14 protein-coding genes are annotated in these 20,817 nt (G+C 70.9%); 6 read left to right on the plus strand and 8 right to left on the minus strand.

Annotation, left to right across the window (positions count from 1 at the left end; all coding sequences use genetic code 11):
- Positions 1-143: 143 nt before the first annotated feature.
- Entirely contained in the window at positions 144-1,373 is a 1,230-nt protein-coding gene (gene mshC, locus ABEA26_RS10705; protein WP_345591387.1) for a cysteine--1-D-myo-inosityl 2-amino-2-deoxy-alpha-D-glucopyranoside ligase, read from the plus strand.
- An 87-nt stretch (positions 1,374-1,460) separates the two neighbouring features.
- Here mshC and parJ read toward each other — a convergent pair whose 3' ends face one another.
- From parJ to ABEA26_RS10735, 6 genes are all read right to left on the minus strand, one after another.
- Positions 1,461-2,462, minus strand: a complete 1,002-nt coding sequence (gene parJ / locus ABEA26_RS10710) for a filament polymerization regulator ParJ (protein ID WP_345591388.1) — start codon at positions 2,460-2,462, stop codon at positions 1,461-1,463.
- 153 nt (positions 2,463-2,615) lie between these two features.
- Positions 2,616-3,287, minus strand: a complete 672-nt coding sequence (locus tag ABEA26_RS10715; protein ID WP_345591389.1) for a FadR/GntR family transcriptional regulator — start codon at positions 3,285-3,287, stop codon at positions 2,616-2,618.
- Between the two features lie 150 nt (positions 3,288-3,437).
- The gene (locus ABEA26_RS10720; protein ID WP_345591390.1) at positions 3,438-5,054 is read right to left on the minus strand and encodes a glycerol-3-phosphate dehydrogenase/oxidase; all 1,617 of its coding nucleotides are present in this window, start codon (positions 5,052-5,054) and stop codon (positions 3,438-3,440) included.
- Between the two features lie 8 nt (positions 5,055-5,062).
- A complete protein-coding gene (glpK, locus tag ABEA26_RS10725) occupies positions 5,063-6,601 on the minus strand; it encodes a glycerol kinase GlpK (protein ID WP_345591392.1) in 1,539 nt (512 codons plus the stop codon).
- An 85-nt stretch (positions 6,602-6,686) separates the two neighbouring features.
- Positions 6,687-7,481 (minus strand): MIP/aquaporin family protein, encoded by a 795-nt coding sequence (locus ABEA26_RS10730; protein ID WP_345591393.1) that lies wholly within the window; start codon positions 7,479-7,481, stop codon positions 6,687-6,689.
- Between the two features lie 374 nt (positions 7,482-7,855).
- The gene (locus ABEA26_RS10735; protein ID WP_345591394.1) at positions 7,856-8,620 is read right to left on the minus strand and encodes an IclR family transcriptional regulator; all 765 of its coding nucleotides are present in this window, start codon (positions 8,618-8,620) and stop codon (positions 7,856-7,858) included.
- Between the two features lie 718 nt (positions 8,621-9,338).
- On the opposite strand from ABEA26_RS10735, the gene metH reads away from it, so the two are divergent.
- From metH to ABEA26_RS10750, 3 genes are all read left to right on the plus strand, one after another.
- Entirely contained in the window at positions 9,339-12,851 is a 3,513-nt protein-coding gene (gene metH, locus ABEA26_RS10740; protein ID WP_345591396.1) for a methionine synthase, read from the plus strand.
- Positions 12,852-12,979: 128 nt separating this feature from the next.
- A complete protein-coding gene (locus ABEA26_RS10745; RefSeq protein WP_345591397.1) occupies positions 12,980-13,681 on the plus strand; it encodes an HAD family hydrolase in 702 nt (233 codons plus the stop codon).
- Between the two features lie 445 nt (positions 13,682-14,126).
- Positions 14,127-15,725 carry an ABC transporter substrate-binding protein gene (locus tag ABEA26_RS10750; RefSeq protein ID WP_345591399.1) on the plus strand — a complete coding sequence of 533 codons (1,599 nt, stop codon included), beginning with the start codon at positions 14,127-14,129 and terminating at the stop codon, positions 15,723-15,725.
- Between the two features lie 140 nt (positions 15,726-15,865).
- On the opposite strand, the gene ABEA26_RS10755 is transcribed toward ABEA26_RS10750, so the two are convergent.
- Positions 15,866-16,537 (minus strand): response regulator, encoded by a 672-nt coding sequence (locus tag ABEA26_RS10755; protein ID WP_345591401.1) that lies wholly within the window; start codon positions 16,535-16,537, stop codon positions 15,866-15,868.
- A gap of 14 nt (positions 16,538-16,551) precedes the next feature.
- Complete coding sequence (locus ABEA26_RS10760; RefSeq protein ID WP_345591403.1) at positions 16,552-17,559, minus strand: RecB family exonuclease; 1,008 nt, start codon at positions 17,557-17,559, stop codon at positions 16,552-16,554.
- A 453-nt stretch (positions 17,560-18,012) separates the two neighbouring features.
- On the opposite strand from ABEA26_RS10760, the gene ABEA26_RS10765 reads away from it, so the two are divergent.
- Together ABEA26_RS10765 and ABEA26_RS10770 are read left to right on the plus strand one after the other, a co-directional pair.
- Complete coding sequence (locus ABEA26_RS10765; RefSeq protein ID WP_345591404.1) at positions 18,013-19,707, plus strand: site-2 protease family protein; 1,695 nt, start codon at positions 18,013-18,015, stop codon at positions 19,705-19,707.
- A gap of 59 nt (positions 19,708-19,766) precedes the next feature.
- Positions 19,767-20,669 carry a tRNA (adenine-N1)-methyltransferase gene (locus ABEA26_RS10770; protein ID WP_345591405.1) on the plus strand — a complete coding sequence of 301 codons (903 nt, stop codon included), beginning with the start codon at positions 19,767-19,769 and terminating at the stop codon, positions 20,667-20,669.
- The last annotated feature ends 148 nt before the right edge of the window (positions 20,670-20,817 follow it).

Here is a 20,817-nt window from a genome sequence, read left to right on the forward strand (position 1 = left end):
GGGCGGACGGCGTCCGTACGGCGGCGCCCGTAGGACGGCCGGTGACATCCCGCACGGCGGGCGGTGTCGCGCAAGAGCGCCTTACCGGCCATCCGGACCGGTCCGGTTCGTGTACGGAACATCCGTCCGGTTAGGCTCATGACATGCATGCCTGGCCCGCTTCCGAGGTCCCCGCCCTGCCTGGTCAGGGCCGCGACCTGAGGATCCACGACACCGCGACCGGAGGCCTGGTCACTCTCGACCCGGGTCCCGTCGCCCGCATCTATGTCTGCGGCATCACGCCGTACGACGCCACCCACATGGGACACGCGGCGACCTACAACGCGTTCGACCTCGTGCAGCGCGTGTGGCTCGACACCAAGCGGCAGGTTCACTACGTCCAGAACGTCACCGACGTGGACGACCCGCTGCTGGAGCGGGCCGTGCGCGACGGCGTCGACTGGACCGCCCTCGCCGAGAAGGAGACCGCCCTCTTCCGCGAGGACATGACGGCGCTGCGGATGCTGCCGCCGCGGCACTACATAGGCGCCGTGGAGGCCATACCCGGCATCGTCCCGCTCGTCGAGCGGCTGCGGGACGGGGGCGCGGCGTACGAGCTCGAGGGCGACACCTACTTCTCCGTGGAGTCCGACCCCCACTTCGGCGGCGTCTCCCACCTCGACGCCGCCGCCATGCGACTGCTCTCCGCAGAGCGGGGCGGCGACCCGGACCGGCCGGGCAAGAAGAACCCGCTCGACCCCATGCTGTGGATGGCGGCCCGGGAGGGCGAGCCCAGCTGGGACGGCGGCTCCCTCGGCCGCGGACGCCCCGGCTGGCACATCGAGTGCGTGGCCATCGCCCTCGACCACCTCGGGATGGGCTTCGACGTCCAGGGCGGCGGCTCCGACCTCGCCTTCCCGCACCACGAGATGGGCGCCTCGCACGCCCAGGCGCTCACCGGAGAGTTCCCCATGGCCAAGGCGTACGTCCACGCCGGCATGGTGGGTCTCGACGGCGAGAAGATGTCCAAGTCCAGGGGCAACCTGGTCTTCGTCTCGAAGCTGCGTCGCGAGGGCGTCGACCCGGCCGCCATCCGGCTCACGCTGCTCGCCCACCACTACCGCTCCGACTGGGAGTGGACCGACCAGGTGCTTCAGGACGCCCTCGCCCGGCTGGAGCGCTGGCGCGCGGCCGTCTCCCGGCCCGACGGCCCGTCCGCCGAGGCACTCGTCGACGAGATCCGAGAGGCACTCGCGAACGACCTGGACTCCCCGGCCGCACTCGACGCCGTCGACCGCTGGGCCGCGCTGCAGCAGGAGAGCGGCGGTACGGACATCGGCGCCCCCGGCGTCGTCTCCCGCGCGGTCGACGCGCTGCTGGGCGTGGCGCTCTAGACGGGCGACCACCAACAGGCGAACCACGCGGACAGGGGGCGCTTCCCGGCGGGAAGCGCCCCCTGTCTCGTCGGCTCAGTGCTCGGCTCAGTCCTCCGACGACTCCTCGTCGTCCCCGCCTGTCTTCGGCGGTCTCGGCGGACGGGCCCGGCCGCTGGGGTTGTCCCGCAGATACGGCGTCCCCGGCGCGCCGTCTGTGCCATCAGCCGTGGCGTGGCCACCCGGTCCACCCGTCCCGCCGGGACCGGAGCCGTCCCGGCGTCGCAGATACCGCTCGAACTCGCGGGCGATCGCCTCGCCCGACGCCTCCGGCAGCTCCGCGGTGTCCCGGGCCTCCTCGAGCGACTGGACGTACTCGGCGACCTCGCTGTCCTCGGCGGCCAGCTGGTCCACACCCACCTGCCAGGCACGCGCGTCCTCGGGCAGCTCGCCCAGCGGGATGCGCACGCCGATGAGATCCTCGAGCCGGTTCAGCAGGGCCAGCGTGGCCTTCGGGTTCGGCGGCTGCGACACGTAGTGCGGCACCGCGGCCCACAGCGACACTGCCGGTACGCCCGCGTGCGTGCACGCCTCCTGGAGGATGCCGACGATGCCCGTGGGCCCCTCGTACCTGGTCTCCTCCAGATCCATGCGCCGGGCCAGGTCGGCATCCGACGTGGTCCCGCTGACCGGGACCGGACGAGTGTGCGGGGTGTCGCCCAGCAGGGCGCCCAGGACGACCACCAGCTCGACGCCCAGCTCGTGGGCGAAGCCGAGCAGCTCGTTGCAGAACGAGCGCCAGCGCATGGACGGCTCGATGCCGCGGACCAGCACGAGGTCACGCGGTTTGTCGCCGCCGACCCGGATTACCGACAGTCTCGTCGTCGGCCACGTGATCTTGCGGACGCCCGCTTCCACGAACACCGTGGGACGGTTGACCTGGAAGTCGTAGTAGTCCTCGGCGTCGAGCGCCGCGAACACCTCGCCCTTCCACTCCTTGTCGAGATGCGCGACCGCGGTGGAGGCGGCGTCGCCGGCGTCGTTCCAGCCTTCGAACGCGGCCACCATGACCGGGTCGACCAGCTCGGGAACCCCCTCGAGCTCGATCACTCAGCGCCTCCTTCCGACGTGCCCTCGCGTACCCCCCAACCTTACGGCGTGCCGAGGGGCCGCCCGCAGCCCCCTCGCACGGGGGAGTGAACGCATCACTGCCCCGTTCCCGTCGGCCGGACACCCGGCCGCCGCCACCGGATCGGAGCCGGATCAGAGAGTGGAGCGCAGCCACTGCTCCACGGACGCGATGTGCACCGTCGCCCAGGAGCGTGCCGCCTCCGCGTCCCGGTCGCGCAGTGCGGCGAGGATCGCGCGGTGCTCGCGCAGGGTGCGGCCGACCGCGTCCTCCTGGGTGAGCCCGCGCCAGACGCGGGCCCGGGTGGTGGGGCCGGACAGACCGTCGAGGAGGGAGCAGAGCACCGAGTTGCCACAGGTGCCCACGATGCCCCGGTGGAACTCCAGATCGGAGGCGACCAGTTCCTCCACCGACGGTTCGGGGCCGAGGGCGTCCAGCCGGGCACTGAGCGCGTCCAGATCCGGCTCACTGATCCGGGAGGCCGCCATCGCGGTCGCGGCCGGCTCCAGTATGCGGCGCACGGCGAGGAACTCCAGCACCGTGTCGTCGCGGTGGAAGTCGACGACGAAGCCGATGGCCTCCAGCAGGAGCTGCGGATCCAGGCTGGTGACGTAGGTGCCGTCCCCCTGCCGCACGTCCAGGATCCGGATCAGGGACAGGGCGCGCACGGCCTCGCGCAGGGAGTTGCGGGACAGCCCGAGGCCGGCGGCGAGCTCGCTCTCCTTGGGCAGCCGGTCGCCGGGCCGCAGCGCGCCTGAGACGATCATGTCCTTGATCTTCTCGATGGCCTCGTCGGTGACCGCCACGGCCGACCTCCCTGTGCTTCGAAGATGCCGCTGAGACATCCGATGTCTCAGGACATTATGGGGGTCGGCGTGAACCGCGAGACACCCGCGCGTGGGGGCGGCGGCTCCATCGGCGCGGGCCGCCGCCCCCACCCGGCGGGTGGTCGGTTCCTACTTCTTGTCGAGCAGGTCCTGGACCTTGGCGCGGACGTCGTCCGTGGCCAGGCCGCGGATGGTCAGCGTGGTCCGCCGGCGCAGCACGTCGTCCTGCGTCTCGGCCCACTCGTTGTCCCGGGCCCACACGACCTGCGCCCAGATCTCCGGGGCGTCGGGGTGCACCCGCTCGGCCAGCTCCGGGCTGTCGTTGGCCAGGCGGGCGATGTCGAAGGCCAGCGAGCCGTAGTGCGTGGCCAGGTGCCGTGCGGTGTCCGCCGCCATGCGCGGGCCGGGTGCCGGGCCGTCCACCAGCAGCCTGTGTGCCACCGCGCGCGGGTTGGCGACGCCGGGCAGCGGCAGCTTCTTCGGCAGCGAGGCGATCGGCTCGAAGTCGTCGCCCAGCGGGTGGCCCGGCAGCGCCTCCAGCTTCTGCATGACGGTGCGGCCGATGTGGCGGAAGGTGGTCCACTTGCCGCCCGCGACGGAGAGCATGCCGCCCCGGCCCTCGGTGACGACCGTCTCGCGCTTGGCCTTCGCGGTGTCACCGGGACCGCCCGGCAGCACGCGCAGACCCGCGAAGGAGTACGTGATCAGGTCCCGGTCGAGCTGCTGGTCGCGGATGGAGAACGCGGCCTCGTCGAGGATCTGGGTTATGTCCTTGTCGTTGACCGCGACGTCCGCCGGGTCGCCCTCGAACTCCTCGTCGGTCGTGCCGAGCAGCAGCATGTCCTCCCAGGGGAGGGCGAAGGTGATCCGGTACTTGTCGATCGGGGTGGCCAGCGCCGCCTTCCAGGGCGCGGTGCGCTTGAGCACCAGGTGCGCGCCCTTGGAGAGGCGGATGGACGGGACCGCCTTCGGGTCCTCCATGCGGCGCAGGTGGTCGACCCAGGGGCCGGTGGCGTTGAGCACCAGGCGGGCGCTGACCCCGAACTCGTCGCCGCTCAGCCGGTCCTTCAGCTCGGCGCCGGTCACCCGGCCCTTGGTGAAGCGCAGGCCGGTGACCTCGGCGTGGTTGAGGACGACCGCACCGGACTCGGCCGCCGCGCGGACCGTCATCAGCGCCATGCGGGCGTCGTTCATCTGGTCGTCGCCGTACACGGCCACGGCCTTGAGGTTGTCGGTGCGCAGCTCCGGCACGTCCTGCGCGGCCTTGGCCGGCGACAGCAGGTGGCCGACGCCGTCACCGAAGGCGGACAGTGCCGAGTACGCGAAGACACCGGCGCCGAGCTTCGCCGCGCCGTGCGGCCCGCCCTTGTACACGGGGAGGTAGAAGGTGAGCGGGTTCGCCAGGTGGGGGGCCACCTGGCGGGAGACCGCACGGCGCTCGAAGTGGTTCTCCGCCACCAGCTTCACCGCGCCGGTCTGCAGGTAGCGCAGTCCGCCGTGGAGCAGCTTGGAGGAGGCGGAGGAGGTGGCACCGGCGAAGTCGCCGGCATCGACCACGGCCACCCTGAGGCCGGACTGCGCGGCGTGCCAGGCGGTGGAGATGCCCAGGATGCCACCGCCGATCACGAGAAGGTCGTACGACGCCTTGGAGAGCTGCTCCCGGGTCTCGGCCCGGCTCGGGTTCGAGCCGGAGGCCGGGTGCGTACCCAGGGCAGGCACGGACTGCAGGGTGGACTGAGTGGTCATTGCGGTTCTTACTCCTCGTCCTCGAGCCAGCCCATGGTCCGCTCGACGGCCTTGAGCCAGCTCTTGTACTCACGGTCGCGGATCTCCGCGTCCATGCGGGGGGTCCACTCGGCGGCCCGCCGCCAGTTGGCGCGCAGGTCGTCGGTGCTGTTCCAGAAGCCGACGGCGAGACCGGCGGCGTAGGCGGCGCCGAGGCAGGTGGTCTCGGCGACCATCGGGCGCACCACGGGCGCGTCCACGAAGTCGGCGAGGGTCTGCATCAGCAGGTTGTTGGAGGTCATCCCGCCGTCGACCTTGAGGGCGGTCAGCTCCACACCGGAGTCCTTCGTCATGGCGTCCGCGATCTCCCGCGTCTGCCAGGCGGTGGCCTCCAGGACGGCGCGCGCGAGGTGCGCCTTGGTGACGTACCGGGTGAGGCCGGCGATCACACCGCGGGCGTCGGAGCGCCAGTACGGGGCGAACAGACCGGAGAAGGCCGGCACGAAGTAGGCGCCGCCGTTGTCCTCGACCTGCATCGCCAGCGTCTCGATCTCGGCGGCGGTGGAGATCAGGCCCATCTGGTCGCGCATCCACTGCACCAGCGAACCGGTGACGGCGATCGAGCCCTCCAGGGCGTAGACCGGCTTCTTGTCGCCGATCTGGTAGCCCACGGTGGTCACCAGGCCGCTGTACGAGTTGATGATCTTGTCGCCGGTGTTCATCAGCATGAAGGTGCCGGTGCCGTACGTCGACTTGGTCTCGCCCTCGGAGAAGCAGGTCTGGCCGAACAGGGCCGCCTGCTGGTCACCGAGCGCGGAGGCGACCGGGATGCCGCCGAGCAGCTCGCCGAGGCGGCCGCCCGTGATCTCGCCGTAGACCTCGGCGGAGGAGCGGATCTCGGGGAGCATCCGCGTCGGCACGCCGATGGACTCGGCGATCTTCTCGTCCCACTGCATGGTGTGCAGGTTCATCAGCATGGTGCGGGAGGCGTTGGTGACGTCGGTGACGTGCTTGCCGCCGTTCACCCCGCCGGTCAGGTTCCAGATGACCCAGGTGTCCATGGTGCCGAAGAGCAGGTCGCCCGCCTCGGCGCGCTCGCGCAGACCGTCGACGTTGTCGAGTAGCCAGCGGGCCTTGGGGCCGGCGAAGTAGGAGGCGAGGGGAAGGCCCGTCTCGCGGCGGAAACGGTCCTGGCCGACGTTGCGGCCCAGCTCCCGGCAGAGGGCGTCGGTGCGGGTGTCCTGCCAGACGATGGCGTTGTGGACGGGCTCACCGGTGTTCTTGTCCCAGACGAGGGTGGTCTCGCGCTGGTTGGTGATGCCGATGGCCTTGATGTCGTCGCGGGTGATGCCGGCCTTCTCGATCGCGGAGGCGACGACGTCCTGGACGTTGGTCCAGATCTCGGTGGCGTCGTGCTCGACCCAGCCCGGCTTGGGGAAGATCTGCTCGTGCTCCTTCTGGTCGACGGAGACGATGCGCCCGTCGCGGTCGAAGACGATGCAGCGCGACGAGGTCGTGCCCTGGTCGATGGCGGCGATGAAGGGGCCTGCGGTGTGAGCGTCGGTCACGGTGTGCTCCTGGGTTTCCGTGGTGTGGTGGTCGGTGCGTACGGCGCGTGTGCTGCGGCTCGATGATGGCCGAGCGGATGTCCGCTCAGGCGAACGCGACGTTGTAGACACCTCCGGCGATCGCGCCGCCGATCAGCGGACCGACGACCGGGACCCAGGCATAGGACCAGTCGGAACCGCCCTTGTTGGGCAGGGGCAGCAGGGCGTGCACGATGCGCGGCCCGAGGTCGCGGACCGGGTTGATCGCGTAGCCGGTCGGGCCACCGAGGGAGAGGCCGATCGAGACCACCACGAACGCGGTGATCAGGGCGCCCAGGGTGCCGAGGCCGTTGCCCTCGTCGTTCAGGCCCTGGGTGAGGATGGCGAGCAGCAGGACGAAGGTGCCGATGATCTCGGTGGCGAGGTTCTGCACCACGTTCCGGATCTCGGGTCCGGTGGAGAAGACGCCCAGCACCGGGCCGGCGCCCTTCTCCTGGGCCTCGACGGCCTTGGCCGGGGTGTCCTGCGTGCCGGGAGCGCCGACGATCTCCGGGTCGGTCAGGTGGGCCTGGAAGTGGCCGTAGTAGGCGATCCAGACCAGGACCGCGCCGATCATGGCGCCGAGGATCTGGCCGGCGAAGTAGGTGGGGACGTTGCCCCACTCGCCGTCCTTGATCGCTATGCCGACCGTCACGGCCGGGTTGAGGTGGGCGCCGGACAGGGGGGTCGAGATGTACGCCCCCGTCATGACGGCGAAGCCCCAGCCGAAGGCGATGGCGAGCCAGCCGGCGTTGCGGGCCTTGGAGGCCTTGAGCGTCACGGCGGCGCAGACGCCGCCGCCGAGCAGGATGAGTATGGCGGTACCGATGGTCTCGCCGATGAAGATGTCGGAGCTGGACACCCGCGACTCCTTTGTCCTTCGTCCAGGGAAAGCCGAACCCCCGGGTCCCTCCGGGTGTTCCGGCGCCCTCGGTGTGAGAGCGATGGCGGCCCTTGGCGTTGTCACACTCTAACGCGTATTGCCGGTAGGTGTTCGACAATGCCGACCGATGGACGCGAGTCTCGTCCCGGCGTCCCGTATGCGTCAAGAGCACTGTTATCGAAAACACGATCGTTATTGATCGTCGTGGACTATCGATCTTGGCTGCGGTGTGCCCCGCCGGGAACGCCGAAGGCCGGAACGCGTTCGGCGTTCCGGCCTTCGTTGTCCCGTACCGTCTCCACGCGCCGGCCAGTGGGCCGCCCGACTGCGACCGCCCGGCTGGCACCGCCCTGCTAGAACCGCCCGGCGCCCAGGTCCCGCGACACCGCGCGGGCGCAGTCCCGTACCGCCGCGACCAGCTCGGGCCGCAGCTCGCCGTCCCGGCCCAGCCGTTCCACGGCCCCGGTGATGCCGACCGCGCCGACCGGCATGCGCCTGCGGTCGTGGATGGGGGCCGCGATGGACGCGATACCCTCCCAGGTCTCCTCCACGTCGGCCGCGTAGCCACGCGCGCGTGTGATGTCCAGGATGTACTCGAAGCCGTCCGGCTCGCAGACGGTCCGGTCCGTGTACGCCTTGCGGTCGGTCTCCAGTGCCTCGCTGTGTGCGACCGGGTCGTACGCCGACAGCACCTTGCCCAGCGCCGTGGAGTGCAGCGGCTGCATGGCCCCGATCTCCAGCACCTGCCGACTGTCGTCGGGTCGGAAGACGTGGTGCACGATCAGGACGCCCTGCTGGTGCAGGACGCCGAGGTGGACGCTCTCACCGCTCGACCGGGCCAGGTCGTCCGTCCACACCAGGGCACGCGCCCGCAGCTCGTGCACGTCGAGGTACGTCGTGCCCAGGCGCAGCAGCTCGGCGCCCAGCTGGTAGCGCCCGGAGGCGTCGTCCTGCTCGACGAAGCCCTCGTGCTGGAGGGTGCGCAGGATGCCGTGGGCGGTGCCTTTGGCCAGACCCAGCGAGGAGGCGATGTCCGACAGGCCGAGCCGCCGCTCGCCGCCCGCGAGCAGGCGCAGCATCGCGGCCGCCCGTTCGAGCGACTGGATGTTCCGTGCCATCGACGTACTGCCTCCGTCCCCTTCGACTGCCGACCTCGGTGACGCTGACGTCGTTCGGCAATGCCGAACAATACCGGTCCATGCCGACCTCCCGCCAATGGTCGGCGGGCAACTGTTGCACTTCGGCCACGTCCCGGTGGCCCGGACCGCTCCTCCGGCAGCGGCTGGGAAGGGGCAGAGGCCGCCTGTCCCCGGCCCTCCTCCCGGGTGGCCACTCCCGACCCGCGCCCGCCTCGTCCCCGGGGGCCGTGGCTGCCTCGTCCCTGCCTTGTTCCCGGGTCGTGGCTGCCTCGTCCCTGCCTTGTTCCCGGGCCGTGGCTGCCTCGTCCCCGCCTTGTTCCCGGGCCGTGGCCGTCTTGTCCTCGGCTCGTCCCCGGGGCCGTGGCTGTCCCTCCTCTGCCCCTCTCCGGGGCCGTCCCTGTCCCGTCCGCCGGGGCCGCCGCCGGTCTCGTTCCCCGGGCTGCCGCTGTCTCGCCCCCGGTCCCTCCCCGGCTCGCCCCCGGCTCTTCCCGGACTGTTTCACGGCCCGTTTCGGGGCCGAAAGGTCACCCCTTCGGCGGGCATCCGCCCCGCCATACTCGTCCGTCTCGTGGACTGCTCGACCATCAGCTTCCGGTCCCGGCTACCCTGGCGGCGTGCGTCCTCCCCCGGGACGTCCCCCGCGGACGGCACCGGGTAGCGCAAAGCCGACAGCCGTCGCATCCTAGGGAGCCCCTTCATGGCCTCGTCGCCGTCCACCCCGTCCGCCGACACCCGGACCCGTGTGTCCGCCCTCCGCGAGGCGCTCGCCACCCGCGTGGTGGTCGCCGATGGCGCGATGGGCACCATGCTCCAGGCGCAGAACCCCTCGCTGGACGACTTCCAGCAGTTGGAGGGGTGCAACGAGGTCCTGAACCAGACCCGCCCGGACATCGTGCGCTCGGTGCACGAGGAGTACTTCGCCGCCGGCGTCGACTGCGTGGGGACCAACACCTTCGGTGCAAACCACTCCGCGCTGGCCGAGTACGACATTCCCGAGCGTGTCCACGAGCTCTCGGAGGCCGGTGCCCGGGTGGCCCGCGAGGTCGCCGACGAGTTCGCCGCGCGGGACGGCCGGCAACGCTGGGTGCTCGGTTCCATCGGCCCCGGCACCAAGCTCCCCACCCTCGGCCACGCCCCGTACACCCTTCTGCGGGACGCCTACCAGCGCAACGCCGAGGGCTTGGTCGCGGGCGGCGCGGACGCGCTGCTGGTGGAGACGACACAGGACCTGCTGCAGACCAAGGCCTCCGTGCTCGGCGCCCGGCGTGCCCTGGACGCCCTGGGCCTCGACCTGCCGGTGATCTGCTCGGTGACGGTGGAGACGACCGGCACGATGCTGCTGGGCTCCGAGATCGGCGCCGCGCTGACCGCGCTGGAACCGCTCGGCATCGACATGATCGGCATGAACTGCGCGACCGGCCCGGCCGAGATGAGCGAGCACCTGCGCTACCTGGCCCGCCACTCCCGCATCCCGCTCTCCTGCATGCCCAACGCCGGTCTGCCGGTCCTGGGCAAGAACGGCGCCCACTACCCGCTGACCGCTCCGGAACTGGCCGACGCGCAGGAGACCTTCGTACGCGAGTACGGCCTGTCCCTGGTCGGCGGCTGCTGCGGCACCACACCCGAGCACCTGCGCCAGGTCGTGGAGCGGGTACGGGGCACCGCCCCCACCGAGCGACACCCGCGCCCCGAGCCGGGCGCGGCCTCCCTCTACCAGAGCGTGCCGTTCCGGCAGGACACCTCCTACCTGGCCATCGGGGAGCGGACCAACGCCAACGGGTCGAGGAAGTTCCGCGAGGCCATGCTGGAAGGCCGCTGGGACGACTGCGTGGAGATGGTCCGCGACCAGATCCGCGAGGGCGCGCACATGCTGGACCTGTGCGTGGACTACGTGGGCCGCGACGGCGTCGCCGACATGCAGGAGCTCGCCGGGCGGTTCGCGACCGCCTCCACGCTGCCGATCGTGCTGGACTCCACCGAGGTCGACGTCCTGCGCGCCGGGCTGGAGAAGCTCGGCGGGCGAGCGGTGATCAACTCGGTCAACTACGAGGACGGTGCCGGTCCCGAATCCCGGTTCGCCAAGGTCACGAAGCTGGCACAGGAGCACGGCGCCGCGCTGATCGCCCTGACCATCGACGAGGTGGGCCAGGCCCGCACCGCCGAGAAGAAGGTCGAGATCGCCGAACGGCTGATCGACGACCTCACGGGCAACTGGGGCATCCACGAGTCGGACATCCTCATCGACTGCCTCACCTTCACCATCTGCACCGGCCAGGAGGAGTCCCGCGGCGACGGCGTCGCCACCATCGAGGGCATCCGCGAACTCAAGCGGCGCCACCCGGACGTGCAGACCACCCTCGGTCTGTCGAACATCTCCTTCGGCCTGAACCCGGCCGCCCGCATCCTGCTCAACTCCGTCTTCCTTGACGAGTGCGTGAAGGCAGGCCTGGACTCGGCGATCGTGCACGCGTCAAAGATCCTGCCGATCGCGCGGTTCGACGAGGAGCAGGTCACCACCGCACTGGATCTGATCTACGACCGCCGCCGCGAGGGCTACGACCCGCTGCAGAAGCTCATGGCGCTCTTCGAGGGCGCCACGGCCAAGTCGCTGCGGGCGTCCAAGGCCGAGGAGCTGGCCGCTCTTCCGCTGGACGAGCGCCTCAAGCGCCGCATCATCGACGGTGAGAAGAACGGCCTCGAGGCCGACCTGGACGAGGCCCTGACCCAGCGTCCGGCCCTCGTCATCGTCAACGAGACCCTCCTCGACGGCATGAAGGTGGTCGGTGAGCTGTTCGGCTCCGGCCAGATGCAGCTGCCGTTCGTGCTCCAGTCCGCCGAGGTCATGAAGACCGCGGTGGCCCATCTGGAGCCGCACATGGAGAAGACCGACGACGACGGCAAGGGCACCATCGTGCTCGCCACGGTCCGAGGCGACGTGCACGACATCGGCAAGAACCTCGTCGACATCATTCTGTCCAACAACGGCTACACCGTCGTCAACCTCGGCATCAAGCAGCCCGTCTCGGCGATCCTCGAGGCGGCCGACGAGCACCGGGCCGACGTGATCGGCATGTCCGGGCTCCTGGTCAAGTCCACGGTGATCATGAAGGAGAACCTGGAGGAGCTGAACCAGCGCAAGCTGGCCGCCGACTACCCCGTGATCCTCGGCGGCGCGGCCCTCACCCGCGCCTACGTCGAGCAGGACCTCCACGAGATCTACGACGGCGAGGTCCGCTACGCCCGCGACGCCTTCGAGGGCCTGCGCCTGATGGACGCCCTGATCGGCATCAAGCGGGGCGTGCCCGGCGTGAAACTGCCCGAACTGCGCCAGCGACGGGTCCGCGCGGCCACCGTGGAGATCGAGGAGCGCCCCGAGGAGGGCCACGTCCGCTCCGACGTCGCCACTGACAACCCGGTGCCCACCACGCCCTTCCGCGGCACCCGCGTGGTCAAGGGCATCCAGCTCAAGGAGTACGCGTCCTGGCTGGACGAGGGCGCCCTGTTCAAGGGCCAGTGGGGCCTGAAGCAGGCCCGCACCGGTGACGGGCCCTCGTACGAGGAACTCGTCGAGTCCGAGGGCCGGCCGAGGCTGCGCGGGCTGCTGGACCGGCTCCAGACGGACAACCTGCTGGAAGCGGCCGTGGTCTACGGCTACTTCCCGTGCGTGTCCAAGGACGACGACCTGATCGTCCTCGACGACGACGGTAACGAACGCACCCGGTTCACCTTCCCGCGCCAGCGCCGCGGCCGCCGCCTGTGCCTGGCCGACTTCTTCCGCCCCGAGGAGTCCGGCGAAACCGATGTCGTCGGCTTCCAGGTCGTCACCGTCGGCTCCCGCATCGGCGAGGAGACCGCCCGCATGTTCGAAGCCAACGCCTACCGCGACTACCTCGAACTCCACGGCCTCTCCGTCCAGCTCGCCGAAGCCCTCGCCGAGTACTGGCACGCCCGCGTGCGCTCCGAGCTCGGTTTCGCCGGGGAGGACCCGGCCCAGATGGAGGACATGTTCGCCCTGAAGTACCGGGGCGCCCGTTTCTCCCTCGGCTACGGCGCATGCCCCGACCTGGAGGACCGCGCCAAGATCGCGGACCTGCTCCAGCCGGAACGCATCGGCGTCCAGCTGTCCGAGGAGTTCCAGCTCCACCCCGAGCAGTCCACCGACGCCATCGTGATCCACCACCCGGAGGCGAAGTACTTCAACGCCCGCTGAGGCCATCGGTACCCGCTTCAGAGGTCACATCAGGCGTACTCGTCCCGCACGACGTACACTGGTCGGTCCATCGCAGGCCGGTTCCCTCCGTGGGAGCCGGCCTGACCGTCCCTCAAGGAGGTACGTGGATGACCAGTACGGTCCCCGCGCTCGGAACCCGTACGGCCGAAGGCTCCGCCCTGCAGGCCGTGCTCCTCGACATGGACGGCACCCTGGTGGACACCGAGGGCTTCTGGTGGGACGTCGAGGTCGAGGTCTTCGCCTCTCTCGGCCACACGCTCGACGAGTCCTGGCGCCACGTGGTCGTCGGCGGCCCGATGAGCCGCAGCGCGGGATTCCTGATCGAGGCCACCGGGGCCGGCATCTCGCTCGCCGAGCTCAGCGTGCTGCTCAACGACGGCTTCGAGAAGCGCATCGGCCGTACCCTGCCGCTCATGCCGGGAGCCGCCCGGCTGCTCGCGGAGCTGTCCGCGCACGAGATCCCCACAGCCCTGGTCTCCGCCTCGCACCGGCGCATCATCGACCGCGTGCTGACCTCACTGGGCTCCCAGCACTTCGGCCTCACCGTCGCCGGCGACGAGGTGCCGCGCACCAAGCCCCACCCGGACCCGTACCTGGCCGCCGCCGCCGGACTCGGTGTGGACCCGGTCCGGTGTGCCGTCGTCGAGGACACGGCGACCGGGGTCGCCGCCGCCGAGGCCGCCGGCTGCCACGTCGTCGCGGTGCCCTCGGTCGTGCCCATCACCCCCGCCGCCCGGCGCACGGTGGTCGGCTCCCTGGAAGACGTCGACCTGACATTTCTGCGCGGTCTGATGACCCAAATGCGTTAGGCGTTCACCCAGCGTGCGGCGGCGTTAACGCGGGAATTCCGGAACCGCCGTGCGAGCCAACGCGAGGACGCCCGTCGAGGGAATTCCCGCTGTTCCGGATGGCCGAATTCAGGCAGCTGTCGACAGAACCTTCTGTGTGATGTTCCCCACGTCACCAGGGGTCGACAGGGGGGCCTGGCTGTGCTGTCAGGTGCCTGGCGAACGTTGTCGAGGTGCCCTTGTGTCCTGATTGGTGAAACCGTGCACTAATCCTTCCACTGTCGGGTTTTCGGTGCGTCCACGCCCGGTTTCACTCCGTGATGAGGGCTCAACTCCGGTGGCTGCGAACCCCCGTGCGGGCGCGGACTAATCTCGTCGAGAGAACATTGGCCACTACCCCCGTGATCCGCCGCGACACCCCCTGCATGCCGGATACACGGACCGACAGCTCTGGAGAAACTCGAGCATGAACCGCAAGACTTTGGTGCTGCCGGCCGTCGTGGGTCTGCTCGCGCCGGTGCTCGCCGCCTGCGGCGGGTCCGACAGCGGCAGCGACGGGGACGCGATCGCCGTCGGCACCACGGACCGGTTCACCGCGGAGGCGGCACCCGCGCCCCTCGACCCGGCATACGCCTACGACGTCGGCCTCTGGAACATCCTGCGGCACACCACGCAGACCCTGATGATCCAGCCCCGTGGCGACGGTGAACCCGTACCCGAGGCCGCCGAGCAGTGCGGATTCACCGACACCGGTAACGAGCGCTACTCCTGCACTCTGCGTGACGGCCTGAAGTTCGCCAACGGCGACCCCATCACCGCGGAGGACGTGAAGTACTCCATCGAGCGTGCGCTGGCCATCAAGGCCGACAGCAAGGTGTACACCCTGCTGTCGACCGTCGACACCGTCGAGACACAGGGCGACCGTGAGGTCATCTTCCACCTCAACACCGCCGACGCCACCTTCCCGTTCAAGCTGTCGACCCCGGTCGCGGGCATCGTCAACAAGGACGACTACCCGAAGGACAAGCTGCGCGACGGCTTCGAACTGGACGGCTCCGGTCCGTACACCATGAAGGCGGAGGTCGAGGACGGCGTACTGACCAAGTCCGTGTTCACCAAGAACCCCAACTACAAGGGGAGCCTGACGGTGAACAACGACAAGGTCGAGGTGGTGTCGTTCACCGACGCCGAGGCCATGGGTGAGGCGCTCGACAAGGGCGACATCGACATGATGACCCGCGCGATGACGCCGGAGCAGATCCAGACGCTGTCCAAGTCCACGGAAGGCGACGTCGACCTGATCGAGGTGGCCGGTCTCGAGATCCGGTACCTGGCCTTCAACACGGACGCGCAGACGGTGAAGGACAAGGCCGTCCGCAAGGCGGTGGCCCAGCTCATCAACCGCAGCGCACTCGTCTCCGCGGTCTACGGCTCCCAGGCCGAGCCGCTGTACTCGACGGTCCCGGCCGGCATCACCGGGCACTCCAACTCGTTCTTCAACACGTACGGCGACCCGAGCGTCACCAAGGCCAAGGCCATGCTGGAGGACGCGGGCATCGCCACTCCGGTGAAGTTCACCATGCACTACACGACGGACCACTACGGTGCCGCGACCAAGCAGGAGTTCGAGCACCTTCAGAAGCAGCTGAACGACAGCGGCCTCTTCGACGTCGACATCGAGGGCACGCCCTGGGCGAAGTTCCGTGACGCGGAGCTGGACGGCAAGTACGACGTCTTCGGCATGGGCTGGTTCCCCGACTTCCCCGACGCGGACAGCTTCATCGCGCCGTTCCTCGACAAGGGCAACACCCTCAACTCGCCGTACCTGAACCCGGAGATCACCGACACCCTGATCCCCGAGTCCCGGCGTGAGGCCGACCGGCTCTCCGCCGTCGACACCCTCAACGAGATCCAGGACATCACCGCCAGGGACGTCCCGATGATCCCGCTGTGGCAGGGAAAGCAGTACGTCGCCGCCCGGGACGACATCACCGGCACGGCCTACGTCCTCAACTCCTCCTCGACGCTCCAGCTGTGGGAGCTGGGCCGGGGCGTGAGCGGCTGACGCCCCGCCGGCCACGGCCACAACGCGAAGGGCGCCCTCTTCCAGTCGGAAGAGGGCGCCCTTCGCGGTTCGTGTGTGCCGGTGCCGGTGCCGGTGCCGGTGGGTGCGGGTGCCGGTGTACCCGCACCGTACCGAGCGGCCTACTGCGCGCCGGGGCGGACCAGACCGCTCTCGTACGCGTACACCGCGGCCTGCACCCGGTCGCGCAGGCCCAGCTTGGTCAGCACGTGACCCACGTGCGTCTTGACGGTGGTCTCGCTGACGAAGAGGTCGGCCGCGATCTCCGCGTTGGACAGGCCCCGGGCCACCAGCTTCAGCACCTCCACCTCACGGTCCGTCAGCGTGTGCAGGGTGTCCGGCATCGGCTCGTCGCCGGACGGCAGATGCGTGGCGTACTTGTCGAGCAGCCGCCGGGTGATGCTCGGCGCGAGCATCGCCTCACCGCTCGCCACCACGCGGATGGCCTGCACCAGTTCATGGGCCGGGGCGTCCTTCAGCAGGAAGCCGCTGGCCCCCGCCTTCAACGCCTCCACCACGTATTCGTCGAGGTCGAAGGTGGTCAGCACCAGCACCTTCGCCGGGCCGTCCCGCTCGGGCCCGGTGATCTGCCGGGTCGCCTCCACACCGTCCATCCGCGGCATGCGGATGTCCATCAGCACCACATCGGGCTGCAGCGCCCGCACCTGGTCGAGTGCTTGAAGGCCGTCTCCGGCCTCGCCGACGACAGCGATGTCCTGCTCCGCCTCCAGAATCATCCGGAAGCCCGTGCGCAGCAGCGGCTGGTCGTCGACCAGTAGGACGCGGATGGCCACGTAAGTCTCCTTCGCTAGTCCGCTGCCATTCTGCCCTGCTCGACGCCGCCGGTGTCGGCCACCCTCACCGGCAGCGGATAGGGCGGGGGAGTACCGCCGAACTCCGGGCAGTGCGCCTGGTGGTTGCACCAGCCGCACAGCTTGGTGGGACGCGGCTGCCAGTCGCCCGTCTCGGTCGCCAGCCGGATGGCCTCCCACAGCGCCAGCAGCTTGCGCTCCACCCGCTCCAGGTCGGCGAGGACCGGGTCGTACGTGAGCACATCACCGCTGCCGAGATAGACGAGCTGCAGACGCCGCGGTACGACCTTCTTCAGCCGCCACACCACCAGCGCGTAGAACTTCATCTGGAACAGCGCGCCCTCCGCGTACTGCGGCCGGGGCGCCTTGCCCGTCTTGTAGTCGACGATCCGCACCTCGCCGGTGGGCGCCACGTCGACCCGGTCGATGATGCCGCGCAGCCGCAGTCCGGAGTCCAGCTCGGCCTCGACGAACAGCTCCCGCTCGGCGGGCTCCAGCCGGCTCGGGTCCTCCAGGGTGAACCAGCGCTCGACCAGCCGTTCCGCCTCGCCGAGCCACCGCGCCAGCCGCTCGCCCTCCGGATCGTCGGCGAACAGCTCACCGACCTCCGGCCTGCTCTCCCGCAGCCGGTCCCACTGCCCCGGGACCAGCGACCTGGCCCGCGGTGCGGTGCGCTCGGCCGCCGGGGCGTCGAAGAGCCGCTCCAGCACAGCGTGCACCAGGGTGCCCCTCGTCGCCGCCTCGCTCGGCTTCTCCGGCAGGCGGTCGATGACCCGGAACCGGTACAGCAGCGGGCACTGCATGAAGTCGCCGGCCCGGGAGGGCGAGAGCGACGCGGGCGCCTTGGCCGCGGACACGGGCGCGGCCGCGGGCCCGGGCCCGGGTGCGGCGGCCGTGGCGGTGGCCGCCGGGGCCGGCGCCGCCTCCGCGTCGTCCGCAACCGTCGCCGCCGACGGGGCGGATCCGCCGGCGTCCTCCGCGACATCCTCGAAGCTCGTCTCCATGCCCACAGACCTTACGGCCCGCCACCGACAGTGCCCCAGCCCGCGGCCGTGACCCGTGCGACGGAAGGGAAGCACAGGGGTGCCGGGGCGGAACGGTTCGCGACGGACGCATACCATCGACACGAGACCCTCCCGCCCGGCAGGCGCGGGAGACGCTTCGAACGAGGGGACACCGTGGACGTGAGCGGCGGGAGCGGGCAGCCGCGGTCCGGCAACGACGAGTCGGCCGAGCCCCAGGCGGGGCCGGCCCAGGCCGCCGACGCCACCCGGCCCGAACCCGCGGATTCGGGCCCATCCGGGAAACGACCCGCGGACCGGCCCCGGACGACGGGCGAAAGCCCCGAGGAACAGCTCCGAAGGGCACCGGAGACCGCCGGGAACCGCCCACTGCCACAGGCCCCTGAAACACACGGTCGCGAGACCTCCGCGAGCGAACCGGACTCCGAGAGGCCCATGCGCAAGCCGGACCGGGAGACGCCCACGCGTGAGCCGGACCCCGAGACGCCGGACGCGAAGACGCATGGCCGCGAGGCGACCCCTCCCACGACATCGGGCTCCGAGACGCTGATCCTCAAGGCGCCGGATCCGGCAACGCCGGAGGAGAGGCCCGAGCGAGCGGCCTCCGCGCGGAACGAGACCGGGCGGCACACTCCGGACGACGCCGTCCCGGACCCGCACCGGCATCCGCAGCCCCCCCTCGGCCCCGCCGACCCCACCGGCTCGGCACGGCCGCCGATGCCTGGGCACGACGGCCGGGGCGACCCGCCGCCGGAGCCGGCCTCCGGCGGCGGCGACACCGTCCGCCGGCCGACGGGCCCGCCCGCAGGCAACGCCGGCACCGAAAGTCGCCGGCCGGACTCCCCCCGCGCCCGAGGCGACCGCGCCACCCCTGCGCCCGCGCAGTCCGGCCCCGACGGCCGCGGCACCCACGCCGACAGCCCCCGCACCGACGCCCACCAGAGCGCCGGGCCCGGGCCGGGGCGGCCACCACAGCGCCGGCCGGAGCCCGGGGGCGGGCTGCTGATGGGCCGGCCCTTCGGCGTGCCCGTCTACGTCGCACCCAGCTGGTTCCTGGTCGCCGCCCTGATCACCTGGGTGTTCGGCGGCCAGCTGGACCGCGTGCTGCCCGAGCTGGGCGCCGCACGCTACCTGGTCTCCCTCTTCTTCGCGGTCGCCTTCTACGCCTCCGTCCTCGTCCACGAACTGGCACACACCGTCGCCGCCCTCCGCTTCAAGCTCCCGGTCCGCCGCATCCAGCTCCAGTTCTTCGGCGGCGTCTCCGAGATCGAGAAGGAGGCCGAGACCCCCGGCCGCGAGTTCGTACTGGCCTTCGTCGGCCCTCTGCTCTCCCTCGTCCTCGCCGGCGTCTTCTACGCCGCCCTGCTGCCCGTCGACCCCGACGGCGTCCCCGGCGTCCTGCTGGCCGGCCTGATGATCTCCAACCTCCTCGTGGCCGCCTTCAACCTGCTGCCCGGCCTCCCCCTGGACGGTGGCCGTATGCTCCGCGCCGTCGTCTGGAAGCTCACCGGCAAGCCGATGCACGGCACGATCGCCGCCGCCTGGGTCGGCCGCGCGCTGGCCATCGCCGTCCTGATCGGCCTGCCGCTGCTCACCCAGTCCCTCGGCTCCGGCGCCGCGGACGACGTCGGCATGGACACCATCCTGGACGCCCTGCTCGCCGCGATCCTCGCCGCCATCATCTGGACCGGCGCCGGAAACAGCCTGCGCATGGCCCGCCTGCGCGAACACCTCCCGGAGCTGCACGCCCGCGCTCTCACCAGGCGCGCCGTCCCCGTCCCGGCCGACACCCCGCTCTCCGAGGCCCTGCGCCGCGCCAACGCCTCCGGGGCCCGCGCCCTGGTCGTCGTCGAAGGCGACGGCAGGCCCGTCTCGCTGGTCCGCGAGGCCGCCATCGTCGGCGTACCCGAGCACCGCCGCCCCTGGGTACCGGTCAGCAACCTCGCCCAGGACCTCACCGAGGGCATGCGCCTGTCCGCCGAACTGTCCGGCGAGGAACTCCTGGACGCACTGCGCGCCAACCCGGCGAGCGAGTACCTGGTGGTCGAGGAGACCGGCGAGATCTACGGCGTCCTCTCCGCGGCCGACGTCGAGCGGGCCTTCGTCAAGGCCATGGCCCGCCACTCCTGACCACCGCCCCGACCGCCGGTGTGGTCGGCGGCCCCGCCGGGGACCGGTAGGCTGGTCACATGTCCGAACCGACCGGTGCCGCCCGCAGGCGCGGGCCCTTCAAGGTCGGGGACCAGGTTCAGCTGACCGACCCCAAGGGCCGCCACTACACGTTCACGCTCGAGGCCGGGAAGAACTTCCACACCCACAAGGGTTCCTTCCCCCACGACGAACTGATCGGTGCTCCCGAGGGCAGCGTTGTCCGCACCACCGGGAACGTCGCCTACCTCGCGCTGCGCCCCCTGCTCCCCGACTACGTCCTGTCCATGCCCCGCGGGGCAGCCGTCGTCTACCCGAAGGACGCGGGGCAGGTCCTCGCCTTCGCCGACATCTTCCCCGGCGCGCGCGTCGTCGAAGCCGGTGTGGGCTCCGGCTCCCTCAGCAGCTTCCTGCTGCGCGCCATCGGCGACCAGGGCATGCTGCACTCCTACGAGCGCCGCGAGGACTTCGCCGAGATCGCCCAGCAGAACGTGGAGCGCTACTTCGGCGGCCCGCACCCCGCCTGGCAACTCACCGTCGGCGACCTCCAGGACAACCTGTCCGACGCCGACGTCGACCGCGTCATCCTCGACATGCTCGCCCCCTGGGAGTGCCTGGAGGCCGTCTCCAAGGCGCTCGTGCCCGGCGGCATCCTGTGCTGCTACGTCGCGACGACCACCCAGCTCGCCCGCACGGTCGAGTCCATCCGCGAGATCGGCTGCTTCAACGAGCCGACCTCCTGGGAGTCGATGATCCGCAACTGGCACGTCGAGGGCCTGGCCGTCCGTCCGGACCACCGGATGATCGGCCACACCGGCTTCCTGCTGACCGCCCGACGCCTCGCGGACGGCGTCGAGCCGCCCATGCGCCGCCGCCGCCCCGCCAAGGGCGCCTACGGCGAGGACTACGACGGCCCCAACGCCGGTGGAGGCTCCGGCCGCTGAGGCGGCCCGTGCCGCGATCAACGTACAGGTGCCGTGGTGGAGTTCCCGAGACCGTCCGGGAACTCCACCACGGCGCTTTCGCGTTGACCGGCGACCGGCGACCGGCGACCGGCGACCGGCGACCGGCGACCGGCGACCGGCGACCGGC

The organism is Streptomyces marokkonensis (genome assembly GCF_039539045.1).
GTDB lineage: Bacteria > Actinomycetota > Actinomycetes > Streptomycetales > Streptomycetaceae > Streptomyces > Streptomyces marokkonensis.

Coding starts and splice junctions, on each gene's coding strand:
- mshC (WP_345591387.1), top strand. CDS start 144: ATGCATGCCTGGCCCGCTTCCGAGGTCCCCGCCCTGCCTGGTCAGGGC.
- ABEA26_RS10720 (WP_345591390.1), bottom strand. CDS start 5,054: ATGACCACTCAGTCCACCCTGCAGTCCGTGCCTGCCCTGGGTACGCAC.
- ABEA26_RS10735 (WP_345591394.1), bottom strand. CDS start 8,620: ATGGCACGGAACATCCAGTCGCTCGAACGGGCGGCCGCGATGCTGCGC.
- metH (WP_345591396.1), top strand. CDS start 9,339: ATGGCCTCGTCGCCGTCCACCCCGTCCGCCGACACCCGGACCCGTGTG.
- ABEA26_RS10745 (WP_345591397.1), top strand. CDS start 12,980: ATGACCAGTACGGTCCCCGCGCTCGGAACCCGTACGGCCGAAGGCTCC.
- ABEA26_RS10750 (WP_345591399.1), top strand. CDS start 14,127: ATGAACCGCAAGACTTTGGTGCTGCCGGCCGTCGTGGGTCTGCTCGCG.
- ABEA26_RS10760 (WP_345591403.1), bottom strand. CDS start 17,559: ATGGAGACGAGCTTCGAGGATGTCGCGGAGGACGCCGGCGGATCCGCC.
- ABEA26_RS10765 (WP_345591404.1), top strand. CDS start 18,013: ATGCGCAAGCCGGACCGGGAGACGCCCACGCGTGAGCCGGACCCCGAG.
- ABEA26_RS10770 (WP_345591405.1), top strand. CDS start 19,767: ATGTCCGAACCGACCGGTGCCGCCCGCAGGCGCGGGCCCTTCAAGGTC.